The sequence below is a fragment of the Bacillus sp. z60-11 genome (assembly GCF_046464135.1).
Taxonomy (GTDB): Bacteria; Bacillota; Bacilli; order Bacillales; family Bacillaceae; genus Bacillus; species Bacillus sonorensis_A.
Window position 1 is genome coordinate 389,863 of the sequence record NZ_JBIYSN010000002.1, and the last position, 12,836, is coordinate 402,698.

Consider the following 12,836-nt stretch of genomic DNA (forward strand, 5'->3'; position numbering starts at 1 on the left):
TTAAATTATTGAAGTCTTCCTCTACCTTCAATATTTAATTCGTCTACAACCTCTCCATTATCGACTAGATAGGCTTTATCGTGCAAGTTACATACTGGACAGATATGATTTGGAATAATTCGCACCTTATCTCCAATGCTTACTTTTTTGTTGAATTCTTCATGATAAATAATAGCATGTTCGTCGAATACGCCATGAATATAAACGTCCTCGTATTCTTTGATACGGCCAAGCCCTTTGGTTGCAGTAAGCCCTTCGCTTCGTGTTTGGGCAGTAATTCCCTTAGCCCCTACATCTGTAATGACTCGTTCTTTTGTTGGTTTACTAATCACGGTTGTGAGCACAGAAGCAGCACAGCGATCATACGTACCAATTACATTTGCTTGTGAGGCGTCCATAAAAATGTAAGTGCCAGGTCTAATTTCTGTAACCCCTTCTGGAATATCAAACTTAAACATGAAGGGAGGAGTAGAGCCAATACTAACCACTTTCGGCTTTAGATTCATTTCTTCCGCAATTCGGGCGAAATGTAATGTTCGTTCTACACTTTCTTTATAGATTTCTTTACAATGTGCTATACTTTTCGCTTTATAAGAATGTCCGTCATGTGAGAAGATTCCTTTAAGCTCGACATTTTGACACGTTTTGATTAATTCTAATAAAGTACGAAAATCATCTTCTTCAATAATCCCGGAGCGTTGTTCTCCTACTTCAATTTCCACTAACACTTGGGCTTTCTTTGTGGCTCCTTCAAATACTTCTTCAATTTCACGTACTTGATACGCACTATCGATTCCAAAAGAGATATCAATCGTTTCAGATAGTTTTCTAATACGTTCAAGCTTTGGTTTCCCAACAATTTCATTTGCGATAAAGATATCTTTTAAGCCATTTCTGGCCATCACTTCAGCTTCTCCTACTTTCGCTACAGCGATTCCTACAGCTCCCATTTCTTCTTGCAGTTTAGCTAATTTAGGCATTTTATGTGTTTTTGTATGAGGGCGTAAGCTTACCTTCTGTTCGTTAGCGTAATTTTGCATATCCTTCATATTGCTTAACATCACGTCTTTATCGATTAAAAGAGCTGGTGTATCTAATTGTAAATCATTCATTGTGCCCCCTCCTTTATCACTGCAATGGCTTCAACTTCCACCAGACATCCGGCATATAAATGATTTGATGGAACAACTACTCTTGCCGGTTTATGATTGCCGAAGAAATGAGCATAAACCTCATTGATATCCGGCCAATACTTGACATCTGGGGTATAAAGTCGGCATAATATCACATCTTCCTTGGCTAATCCCCGTTCCTTGAGGACAAGCTCCATATTTGCCAATGCCTGTTTTGCTTCTTCTTTTATGCCCCCAGCTGGAATTTTCCCCGTTTCCGGATTCATCGACAGCTGCCCTGAAATATAGAGAACATCATTGTGTTCCATAGCTGGCACGTAATGGCCTCCATCACGTGTTGAATATTTCGTGTGTACAGACTTCAATATAATCTCCCCCATTCCTAGTATTTAAAGCTAGCCTCATCAATCTTCTGGTCAGCAGCCAGCAAAACAGCCAGTTTGATCCTTGCTTTCTTACTGTCATAGCTGCCGCCTAGTATGATTCCGACATCTGCATATGTTGAAGCACTTCCTTGGAATCCATATACTCCCTTGACTTCACCTTCGTCAGCACTTGTTGTCAGAACGACAGTAATTCCTTTCTCTGCGGCTTTCTTTGCACTTTCTAAAATTGCCGGAGCCGTATGGCCTCTTCCCGGCGCCTCAATAATGATTCCTGCACTCCCGCACTCGGCTGCATAATCTATAAACTTTCCGTCTGATCCAAGTGAACACTTAATGAGTTCTACATTTGGCAATGGTTGAATCAGCTGATACGTCTCACGCTTGATTAATCTTTGATGAATTGCGATCTCATCTTGATCGGCCGTTCCCAAATAACCGAATCCCGGTGAGAAAAAACCATCAACATTTGACGCATGCTGTTTTTTCACATATCGAGCAGCAAAGACCCTCTCATTAAACAACACTGTTACCCCTAAGCCTCTCGCATCAGGATGTGCCGCTAATAAGAAAGCTTGTCTTAGGTTCACAAATGCATCTGTACCGTCAAGTGTCGGTCCTCTTTGTGACCCTGTTAACACAACCGGCCTTTCATCAGAAATAACCAGATCAAGGAAATACGAAGTCTCTTCAAGGGTATCTGTCCCATGCGATATCACAATTCCGGCAACATCTTCATTCCGGAAAAAACTCTCTATATTTTCTTTTAAAATTTTAAGGTGATGAAATGTCATATGGCTGCTGGGTAATTGAAAGACTGACTTAATTTCAATATCTATATGAGAAGGCAGTCGGCACATTTCAGAAAGCTCTTCACCTGTCATAGCACCTGCTTCTAATAGACCTGTTTCAGGATCAGGCTTACTTGCAATTGTACCGCCGGTACTCAGCAAAATGATTTTCTTGTTTTCCATGTTAACTCCCCATTTTCATATTAAAGGTTTCTCTCTTCGTTCCTAATTAGATTTAATCCCAGCCCCGCATAATGGAATCACGATTTTTTCATCAGAAGAATGACTGTATTTTAAATATCCTGCATAGTTAGCCGCTGTTGTTGGCTCAACATAAAAGCCTTTACTTGCTAATGCTGTACGAGCTTTTAGAATCTCTTCCTCATTGGTTGTAATGATTTGACCGTTTGTGGCACGGATGGCTTCTAATATTTGAGCAGATCTTGCCGGTTTGGCAATCGCGATGCCCTCTGCAAGTGTTCCGCTGTTTTCGACGGGTTCAGCAGCTTGTTGATTGTTGATAAATGCCTTTGCCAACGGCGCACAATTCTCTGCCTGTATCGCAACCAGCCTTGGCATTTTGTCTATACATTTGTTCTCTAGTAACTCTTTAAATCCATAGTAAACCCCAAGTAATAACGTACCATTGCCAACTGGAATAATAAGCGTATCCGGCGCTCCATTCATTTGTTCCCAAATCTCAAAGGCATACGTTTTTGTTCCTTCATAGAAATATGGATTAAAAACGTGACTGGCATAGAATTTTTTCTCTATATCCACAGCCTTTTGCGCTGCTTCAGCCACATCTTCTCTTGTGCCTTCAATTTCGCGAACGTTGGCTCCATGCGCTTTCACCTGCGCGATTTTCTTAGGCGATGTACCCTTTCGAAGAAAGATGTCACATGCGATGTCAGCCCGCTTGGCATAAGCTGCAATAGATGTCCCTGCATTTCCGCTGCTGTCGGCGATCACATGCTTCACTCCCAGCTGCTTTGCCTTAGCTATTAATACAGCCGCACCGCGATCTTTAAAAGACAAAGTAGGCATCATATAGTCCACTTTCACAAAAGTATTCGGCTCCCCGCTGTCTAACACGATGAAAGGCGTGTATCCCTCCCCCATCGTGATACCGCGCCATATGTCGGAGTCGCGATCAAATGGCATAGCATCAATATATCTCCACATAGAAGGCATATCCTTGAGCACTTTTGAATCGGACCATTCTACTTTTTCTTTTACAAGGTCTAACACCCCGCCACACTGGCATTTCCACACCTGTTCAGACACATTGTATTTCGTACGGCAGGAATGACATTGATACTGTTCCATTATTTTTAGACCTCCTATTATATATTTTTTTATATGTTATATATTTTTTTATATGCTTTAGACAAAAAAATATATTACAGACTGGCGATTGCTTCAATTTCAACCTGAAAACCGTAATGCAGCTCGTTCGTCGGAACAACTGACCGTGCTGGGCGATAATTGTGAAAAAAACCCTGACAGACATTGTCAACACGGTCTAATAAATTGATATCGTGTAGATATAGGGTCATCTTTACAATTTTGCCTTTATGACTGCCGGCTTTTTTTAAGATATACGCTATATTTGACAATGCCTGTAAAGTCTCTTCTTCAATGGTGCCAAATTTCTTTTCCTGCGTGATGGGATCAATGGCAAATTGCCCTGATACATAGACCGTGTTTTGATGAACCACAGCTAACGCATAATGACCGTTCGATTTTAAATTGCCTGCCTCAAAAATACTCTCCACTTCGCTCACTCCGATTGTCTTTTTTTCACTTCATCCAAATAGCTGTAGACTGTGACCTTTGAAATGCCTAATTGTTCTGCTACTTTATCAATGGCACCTTTCATGAGGAATATCCCCTTTTCATCCATAAATCTGATCAGCTCGATTTTTTCCCGGCGTTTCATCATAGAGTGTTTGCGGTTCGCTACAATTTGTTCAATTAACTGGTTCGTGATCTCTTCTACATTCTGAATCGAAGCTTCCTGTTCCGCCGTATTCGAAGTTTGTATTTGATTTTTCTTTTCAACACCAGGCATAAATGCATCTAACATTTCTTTCATTTGAATCATTACATTCATGTCATAGTTGGTGCAAAAAGCCCCAATCACCTGCTGTTGGCCATCTCTAATGAGGGTAGTCGATGATTTTATTGTTCTCCCATCATCTGTTTGAATTTCATATCCAGCTAAGTAATCCTCTTTAAATTCATTGGATAAAAGAACCTTTTTCACTAAGTGGTCAAAGGATTGGCCAACCTCTCTTCCTGTTACATGATTGTTGATTGTGAAAATGACGGAAGACTGTGGTGTTGTCAAATCGTGAATGACGACCTCACAATTTGGACCAAACATTTCCCCTATCGTTTTTGCAAATGGTATGTAACTTTTTAAAATCTGTTTTGCTTCAGTCAAAACCTGAACACCTAACTTTCATTTACCTGCATTTATCTCAAGTGATTTCATTCATGGATTCATTATATAATTTTTTATACAAAAATGAAACAAAAATATATTTTTTTATACAAGGGATTGATCATTCATTACACTTATTTGCACCTTTTTTGGGCCACAAAATGGGCTATATTTTAAGCTATAAATAAACCACTGAACAATTGTTGTCGTGCATCGATATCCTCTGGCGAGAGAGAATACATCGTCGGCCGCTTCGGCCTTGATTTGAAGAAAGAGAAAACGCAGCAGCGGGAAATTGCAAAGGCTCTCGGAATTTCGCAGAGTAGTGTCCGGACCTGAGAAACGTGCACTGCTGAAGATGTTTCACGAGTTTTATCGGGCGAAGAAGGAGAAGCGGAAGTGACAAATAAGAAAATATGAAGCTACTTATATTAAGTACGTATGGAATCTTTCGTTCTTCATGGAAATACGTTGATGCATTAAGACTGCTTCACGACTTAATAAGAAAATAATGAATGAATAAGACTTAAAGCTCTTGGATGGTTTTTTATGCAATGAACATAAAAGGGGCTATACTACAGCCCCTTTCTTTTGCACGTTTAACATACTTGATTCAACATTTAAAAAACTAATTTAAAGACAATGAAAATAACTAACGTTGTAAAAATTTGACTTCCTATAAACACTACATATCCTTTGCGAACTTGGCTATGTTGAAGAAATTCACTTCGCTTACGAAAGATTACTTGTTTTTTCTCCTCAAAATGTTTAATCAATAGATACTCGGTAGCAAAACAAGTGAAATTGGCAAGAAATAAGAAAATGAACGTTAAATAAAATCCATTCTCATCGCCTATGAATGCCCGGGAAAATAATATGATTGTTATTCCAAGAAAAATATACGAAAAGTAAAATTTTCTAAAATAATTCATTATCTCTCAACCCTTTTTAAAAATTACACATTTTTAACACAGGGTGCTTCCTAAATAATATGCAGTGGATATGATAAATGGAATCGAGGCTGAAAGCCCGCCTGAAATCCCAAGAGCAAGAGCGCGGCGGTATAAGAACCAGAATGAATCAAACCAATAGCCCCTAGTACATTACTACATGTGATAACACTGTTGATCCTTATTTCGCTAGCCCCATCTTTTGTAATTTCGGCTAAGTCACTAGAAACATCATTTGTAAAATCAGATACAGCGCCATCTTTCCCAATTCATTCATTAAAGTTATGAATATAACCTTCCAATTCAGAGGCAGTCATCGAATATTCTAATTCAGCAAGCCCCTTATCTAAAGCTTTTTTATCAACAATTTTCATTAACTTTTTACCATTGTCATCAACATATGTATGTAGGTGTTTCATTATTAATTCAGCCGCTTCGAAGTCTTTATCGCTCCATAAATCACTGACGGTTTTTGATGATGTAGCTTTAGCAATAAACGGACCCGAAAAAGTCGTTATTGCAAGTATAAGAATCAGAAAAAAGCATTTTTTAACATTCAACCATTCAATCCTAATTTTGCATTTCAATTGGTATTTCATTGCCATGCTAACATAATTAAGAAAATCCTCGCAATATCAAAAATTAGGAGCATTTAAAAAAATACATTGATAAAAATCCCATGCTTCTTTCTGCGATCTTTTAGAAAAAAATGATCTTATTTTTTTAATATCCTATTCTACATTTATATTTTCTCACAGAAGCTTTTATCCTCATTTCGATAACCAAAATACGCTGCTGATTGTATCATCACTTACACGGATAACCTCTAATACTCAATGAAATCAGCAAGAGGAAGCCGGATTTCATTTTCCGGCTTCCTCTATTTCATTTTAAAAAACAAGAAATCACTTTATGCTGCTGGATATAAACATTGAAGCATCTTGATCCATAAAAATACGATGGCCGTGATAGAATGTCTTCATTTCAGTTGATTTAAATCCAACATCGGATAATCTTTTTTTCAATTCTTCGTGCGAAAAACCGCTGTGAACTTTCGGATGTTGAATTTTATCGTTTTTGTCAAAATCAATAATCAAGAGCTTGCCGCCATTATTTAAAACACCGAACAATTCTTGTAAAATTTTATTCGTATCCGGAATATGAAGAAGGACGAGTGACATTAAAACGATGTCTGCCTTCAGTTCAGGAGTTTCTTCGGTAAAATCTGAATAAAGCACTTTTGCGTTGGCAATTCCTTTGCGAAAAATTTTAGCTTTCGCCACCTCCAACATTTGTTTTGATGAATCGACCAACAAAATAGAGTGTACTAAATCTGATAATTCTAAACTAATGAGACCAGTACCACTCCCATAGTCGATTAAAGATTTTGATTGACTATTTCGCAATTCCGGTCTTACTTCATTCACGATCACTTTTGCTATTTCAATTCTTTCTTCTGTATCATATCGTTTTGCCATCTGTTCAAAAACGTTATGTTCCATATTCCACTCCCTATTTTTATTTAAAAATAAAGCTACATCGTGGTCATTATAGCTTGAGGTGCTCCACTCAGGACTTATGGGCGGATTCTATTTGCTCTTTTGAGCAAGGATATAAAACCATACAATTTTGTCAGCTTGCGGCCCGTTGAAAAAAAGCCGCACCGGTATACTGCCAAGCTGACGGAAAATATCCCAGACATCCTCATGAAATATCCTGCCTGAAAGGCCTTCAAACGAAGCCAAATCAGCTGATCACTACTTTTGTTTTTTCAGGTATGTTTTCATAAATCCATTTTGCATCTGGAATCGCAAGCCTGATGCATCCATGGGAAGCTTTTTTTCCTAATTTTTTTGCTTCCTTTTCAATGACTTTTTTATCTTTGTTGAATGGTACGCTATGAAATAAGAATTCACCATGATTTTTCCATGAAACCCAATACTCTGCACCTTCCTGATATTTTGGGGAGAAAAACCACTCACCTCGTTCAGGCCCTACATAATATGTACCCTTTGGTGTTGAATCATCCTCTGTTTGATCGAGACCTGAGGAAATATTCATCGTGTAGATTGTTTTACTTCCATCTTTTATGTAGGCCTCCTGTTTTTTTGTAGACACATCAATCCAGATGAAATCTTTATTTTTAATGTCAGGGTATTTTCCGTCTGAAGGTTTTGTCCAGTCGATTTCTTTTTTCTCCGTTTTTGTTTTTACATTCTTAGATGTTTCTGTTGATGACGTATCAGCAGGCTTGCTTACTTCAGCGTTCACCTGTTCCATTTCAGCTTTTGACTTTGAACAAGCTGCCATTGTGCCAACCAGAGATACAGAAGCTACTATCAATAATCCAATTCGCCGTTTATGCTTCATATGAAGTCTTTCCCCCTATATAAATCTTAAACATTACGATTTGGATTGTAGCTTAGTTCATCCTTTTTTGTCAAAGCACAAGGCCATTCAAAAAAGCTCAGGCTTCATTCAAACTCGGAGCATCTTCATTTCCATGCTTCTCTAAAACTCGTTTTAATCTAAGCACTGCCGGCACTTCAGTCAATTGTTGTCGTGGTCATTTTTAAACGTTAGCTAAAATCTTTCCTTAGATTGAAATTCCTTTTTTAGCACCGAAACTATAAGCTGGTCAGCAGGCTTTCCCTGAAATTCTCCGCTTTCTCGCAAACAGCCCTCATAAGAGAAACGAAGTCTCTGAGGTACAGCGAGGCTTCGTTTATTTTGGCTGATCACTTTTATTTCTAAGCGATTTAGCCCTCGCGTCTGATAGGCAAAAGCAGCCAGCTGTTTTACAGCTTGTGTCACGAGTCCTCTTCCCTCAAAATCCGCACCTATATAGTAGCCAATAGAGGCTGTTTTGATTCTGTCATTGATTTGATATAAGCACACTTTCCCTGCCAAACGGCCTTTTTCAAAAATGTCGAGATGCAGCGAAGATCCGGATTCCGCTTCTTCTTGTGCAAACGTAATGAACCCTTGACTGTCTTTCACACTTTTCACCTCATCACCCACGGAAGCCATTCATTCAAAAAACAGGTTCAATATCCACTTTTTGCAAACCATTAATAATACCGGTTCTTTTATCAATGAGCAGTTGATCATCCAGAGGTAAACTCATATGAACACCTCTCTAACAATGAATTTTCTATTGGTATTTTGAGATGTGACAGCATGTGTTCAGAATGCCATAATGCAATATGTCCATTGCACCACGAAGCGAGCTCCGGGGTTTTGGATTAGAAAGCCAAGGATAAGTAAGGGAATTATGGTTTCATCACCTTCGCCATCCGCGCCTCAAATTCCGCGTACGTGATTTTACCCGAAGCCAAATCCATACTATGAAGGTAAATCTGTTCAGTTTTAGAATAGTCACCATTCACTTTCAGTGATTGCTCCTCTCCCGAGATGGGTTTCAGGATATGGTGCTTTTTCGAAAAAGCCTCGAAATAGCGGTAACCGAATTTGCGTTGTGAAGCTGCGTCTAAATGAATGCCATCAGGATTCGCAGTCAAACCTGCTGCAGTAACAAAGTAACAATTCTGTTGTTCATTAGCAAAACGCAGCAATTGTTCATTAACCTGTCGAAATTCGGTCGCGTGCTGTCCAAAACCGGTCTTCCCAAGAAAGTCACCAAGCCCTCCAATAATCAACGGTACCTCATCAAGTTTCAACTCGTTTCTTAGCGTTTCGATAATAAGGGTTAATTTCTCGTAATAAGTTTCATGTAGCGAACGATAACTGTCACTCTCACCTTGGTGCCAAAGGATTCCACAAATTTGACTGGACCGGAGGGCGAAGCGGGCTTCGGACAAAGCATGCTGAAAAAGGATGCCTTCCGGATGCCAGTCATTCAATGAACTGCCACCTTCCGCACAAGGGATCAAGCCAATTTCTTCATCGGGATGAGCTCTCGACCATGCATCTGCAAAAGATGCCGCCAGGCCAACGCCGGAAACCGGACGGTCGTAATTAATCGGCTCTGTCATCATCTGCCACTGTCCATTGCGCAGCATTTTTATTTTTTCATTATAGATAGGGTCTACTTCATTCAAAAATCCACGGCCCGCCATATTCGACTGCCCCAACATTAAAAAAGACTTTATCATCTAATTTTCACTTCTTTACATCAATATTTTGGTCTAATTAGACTATAGTGAATTCAGTTTGTCTTGTAAAGTTTTAACAGGTTTTATTTTTTTATTAGCATGTATGAAAAACAAACTAACATTGAAAATTTGGTGGATGTATTTGTGAAATAGCATGTTCTTTTGCTTTTCTTATTCAACTATCGGGGGCTTTAGTTTAATAATAACGATCTTCCACAATCGGGCGCGATTATTGAACAAGAACTAAAGGAGTTATACATATTAGTCATGTAAAATATGTATAACTCCTTATTTTTTATGACTTTTTTTGATTTAGGTCTTGATAAATAACGAAATTTCTCGTATAAAAATACACAATTAGATGACCGGGTGTATTGCTGAAACATACACCCGGTCATCTTTATGCAGCTTTTCAATTACTTCCCTGAATGTGCAGGTATTCTTCAGGAAAGCGGTCAACTTCCCCTGCCTGCCCCGCAAGTAAAAACGTTCGAAAAAAGTTAAATCCTATTTAATTTGAATTTCCTTCACTTTTTTTATCTGTTTTGCTTGGAACAGGATCAAAGCCTCCCGGATGAAGAGGGTGGCATTTCAGTAATCATTTGATGAGCAGATAACTGCCTTTGATAAACCCAAACCTTTGAATCGCTTCAAGACCGTAGTTGGAACATGTTGGATAAAATCTGCAAGTTGGTGGGAAAAGAGGTGATATCGCCTTTTGATAGAATCGAATCAATACTTCGCTGCCCGTTTCATGATTCCTCCCGAAGAAATTTTGCTATATCCTTTGCAAAATATGTAACAATCAGATCCGCACCCGGCACTGCCGCTGATCTTTCGTCAGCCGACAGGTCACCATATTAATCGGTTAAAGTAAATGTTTAGAATAAAAAATAGAAGATAACATGACTCCAACGAGCTATCGCTTTTGTCAAAATTGTGACCAAAAAAAGCTTTTCTTGTTGATATGAACGTTACATCTGCATGATTCAGAAAAGTGGTTTTTCTCGTGAGATTCTTCACTTGACAAGATCTCTTTTTCGGGGAAATAAAGAAGAGTAGCGGGAGATCATGTTAGCAGATCAGTTTCTTTGTTCATTTTTTGGACACTGAGCAGAAACCTTCAATGAAGAGCCTCCATCTCATCTCTCGTCACTATACTATCCTCTGTGTCTGCTCTCGTTTAGATATTTACTGGTTGTGGTAAAATAATATGAAGAAATTCAATGCAATATCTGAACAACAAGGCAGGCGATGCCGGATTCCTTGATTGTGCGTGAATATGATCACCCGACAACACAAGGCTCTGAAGTGAAATTCAAACAAAGGTTAGAACAAATTTCAGATTGGACTAAAAGGAATAATGAATAATTGGAACACTTGGCATTCCTCTAAGATCAAGTTGTATAGAAGAAGCCTATATCTTTTTGGATATTCATATTCTTTGCAGCCGTTCTTACACAATGTGAATTTTACAAAGAATGGAGGTGTCCTATTTATGACGAAAGCTGAAATAATCGAGTACTGCCTGTCTTATTCAGATACTTATAAAGACCACCCTTTTGGTGAAGGATGGACTGCGATGCGTCACAACGGTAATAAAAAGTTGTTTGCTCTTATCTTTAATCTTGATGGCCACTTATGCGTAAATCTTAAATGTGAACCTCATCGCGCTCATTTTCTCCGCGGCATATTTAAAGAGGTGAAGCCTGGGTATCATATGAATAAAGAGCACTGGAATACCATCATATTAGATGGTGATCTCCCAGAGGATGATCTTCATGATATGGTGCAGCATAGTTTTGAATTGACTAAGCCAAAGGCACGTATCTGATACACATTTATTTATTGCATTAAATCGATAACGTCTCTAGGTATTAATGAACTCCCCTTAGGGATTGACCGAGTTGTTTATAAAGAAAAGGAACCTCTGATGAGTTCCTTTTTGTATATCATTGTGTTTATATAAAATACCTCTGTAGAGCCCTGACATATAAGAACTCAAAAGTCAGCCCATTTCAAAACATGATGAAAACTTCTGTGCCGGAGTTTTTTTAACGCTTAATTATACAGATAACTCACCTTCAAACACTTTTTCCTCACTTTGATTGTAGGTGAACAACTATAGGCTCAAGCACTCTTCATTTTGTGAGGACATGATAGGAGCATCTTTCCATGGTGAGGGCTTATACATATCAAAAGACCGCAAAGCTTTCTTGAAGAAGCTTTGCGGTCTGCGGGTCTCTTTTTTGCTTAGTATAGTCAATGGATTCCAGCAGAATCCACACATATATCATTGATGTTTTATTTTGATGTTTCCTCTTACGAATCATTTGTCTGAGAAGATAGAATTCATTTGGACCCGTGTGAGATGCACCCAAGCCATAGCGGCTTTATGCCATGTAACAATAAATGTGGAGGAACCTGCATGTCTCAGTTAGTTTCGGGATAAAATGCGTGTTGATGTTCCTCTGCTTCACTATTTAATATGCGATAGCTAGACCCTCCAATATGAAGCGGAATATCCAGTTTCTCTAAATTTGGCATTCCATTTCTTAAGAAAAGCTCTTTATCTTGATATCTCTGTAAAACTTCTCCCACAATCCACTCTTGATCCCCTAAAGTGGAAACACTGTGTACTTTACACTCATAAGCAAAATACGCATCAGTTAAAATCGGTATCTCAGCTCTTCATCCTTCTTCGTATTGAATATGAAATGCTGCAAACTTATTGATATCTCTGCCGCTATGGGTGCCTAATGCTTGAATTAATTCCGAGCATCTTCCCGGAAGAAAATTCACACCGAAAACACCGCTTTTCTCAATCAATTTGTAGGTATATGTCTCTTTGTTTACTGATACCCCATACATTCCGGGAGAAGATCCGATATACGTATGCCACCCGGAGGCCATTGCGTTTTTTTCACCTTTATATTGAGCCGTAACGACAGCTACCATGCCGGGGTAGGCGTACCAAATTGGTTCATCGATCGGTGCTCTCATCTTCATCGCTCC

The 12,836-nt window shown here is 38.9% G+C and carries 12 protein-coding genes and 3 pseudogenes; 2 read left to right on the forward strand and 13 right to left on the reverse strand.

Annotated elements, in window-relative coordinates; all coding sequences use genetic code 11:
• Positions 1-5: 5 nt before the first annotated feature.
• The 6 genes from ACINLD_RS08815 to ACINLD_RS08840 form a co-directional block, all read right to left on the reverse strand.
• Complete coding sequence (locus tag ACINLD_RS08815) at positions 6-1,112, reverse strand: D-TA family PLP-dependent enzyme (RefSeq protein ID WP_077736381.1); 1,107 nt, start codon at positions 1,110-1,112, stop codon at positions 6-8.
• The gene (locus ACINLD_RS08820; RefSeq protein WP_256860377.1) at positions 1,109-1,450 is read right to left on the reverse strand and encodes a RidA family protein; all 342 of its coding nucleotides are present in this window, start codon (positions 1,448-1,450) and stop codon (positions 1,109-1,111) included. Before ACINLD_RS08820 ends, ACINLD_RS08815 begins: the two co-directional genes overlap by 4 nt.
• A 65-nt stretch (positions 1,451-1,515) precedes the next feature.
• Positions 1,516-2,490, reverse strand: a complete 975-nt coding sequence (locus ACINLD_RS08825) for an asparaginase (protein WP_026587964.1) — start codon at positions 2,488-2,490, stop codon at positions 1,516-1,518.
• 42 nt (positions 2,491-2,532) lie between these two features.
• A complete protein-coding gene (gene thrC / locus ACINLD_RS08830) occupies positions 2,533-3,636 on the reverse strand; it encodes a threonine synthase (RefSeq protein WP_026587965.1) in 1,104 nt (367 codons plus the stop codon).
• A gap of 74 nt (positions 3,637-3,710) precedes the next feature.
• Positions 3,711-4,085 carry a RidA family protein gene (locus ACINLD_RS08835; protein WP_077736379.1) on the reverse strand — a complete coding sequence of 125 codons (375 nt, stop codon included), beginning with the start codon at positions 4,083-4,085 and terminating at the stop codon, positions 3,711-3,713.
• A 5-nt stretch (positions 4,086-4,090) separates the two neighbouring features.
• The gene (locus tag ACINLD_RS08840; protein WP_077736378.1) at positions 4,091-4,756 is read right to left on the reverse strand and encodes a transcriptional regulator; all 666 of its coding nucleotides are present in this window, start codon (positions 4,754-4,756) and stop codon (positions 4,091-4,093) included.
• Between the two features lie 228 nt (positions 4,757-4,984).
• Between ACINLD_RS08840 and ACINLD_RS08845 the strand changes: the two are divergent.
• Positions 4,985-5,159: pseudogene (locus ACINLD_RS08845) on the forward strand (sigma factor-like helix-turn-helix DNA-binding protein); the annotation flags it as partial.
• An 816-nt stretch (positions 5,160-5,975) separates the two neighbouring features.
• Here ACINLD_RS08845 and ACINLD_RS08850 read toward each other — a convergent pair.
• From ACINLD_RS08850 to yidD, 6 genes and pseudogenes are all read right to left on the reverse strand, one after another.
• Positions 5,976-6,266, reverse strand: coding sequence for a hypothetical protein (locus tag ACINLD_RS08850; protein ID WP_077736376.1), 291 nt, complete (start codon positions 6,264-6,266; stop codon positions 5,976-5,978).
• Between the two features lie 345 nt (positions 6,267-6,611).
• Positions 6,612-7,208 carry a class I SAM-dependent methyltransferase gene (locus ACINLD_RS08855; protein WP_026587970.1) on the reverse strand — a complete coding sequence of 199 codons (597 nt, stop codon included), beginning with the start codon at positions 7,206-7,208 and terminating at the stop codon, positions 6,612-6,614.
• Positions 7,209-7,452: 244 nt separating this feature from the next.
• Entirely contained in the window at positions 7,453-8,076 is a 624-nt protein-coding gene (locus tag ACINLD_RS08860; RefSeq protein WP_077736375.1) for a L,D-transpeptidase, read from the reverse strand.
• Between the two features lie 213 nt (positions 8,077-8,289).
• Positions 8,290-8,706, reverse strand: a complete 417-nt coding sequence (locus ACINLD_RS08865; protein ID WP_163170564.1) for a GNAT family N-acetyltransferase — start codon at positions 8,704-8,706, stop codon at positions 8,290-8,292.
• Between the two features lie 272 nt (positions 8,707-8,978).
• Positions 8,979-9,821 carry a sialate O-acetylesterase gene (locus ACINLD_RS08870; RefSeq protein ID WP_077736374.1) on the reverse strand — a complete coding sequence of 281 codons (843 nt, stop codon included), beginning with the start codon at positions 9,819-9,821 and terminating at the stop codon, positions 8,979-8,981.
• Positions 9,822-10,332: 511 nt separating this feature from the next.
• Positions 10,333-10,557: pseudogene (gene yidD, locus ACINLD_RS08875) on the reverse strand (membrane protein insertion efficiency factor YidD).
• 762 nt (positions 10,558-11,319) lie between these two features.
• On the opposite strand from yidD, the gene ACINLD_RS08880 reads away from it, so the two are divergent.
• On the forward strand, positions 11,320-11,655 hold the full coding sequence (locus ACINLD_RS08880) for an MmcQ/YjbR family DNA-binding protein (protein ID WP_026587972.1): 336 nt from the start codon (positions 11,320-11,322) through the stop codon (positions 11,653-11,655).
• Between the two features lie 599 nt (positions 11,656-12,254).
• Here ACINLD_RS08880 and ACINLD_RS08885 read toward each other — a convergent pair.
• Positions 12,255-12,824, reverse strand: a pseudogene (locus ACINLD_RS08885) (flavin reductase family protein).
• Positions 12,825-12,836 lie beyond the last annotated feature (12 nt).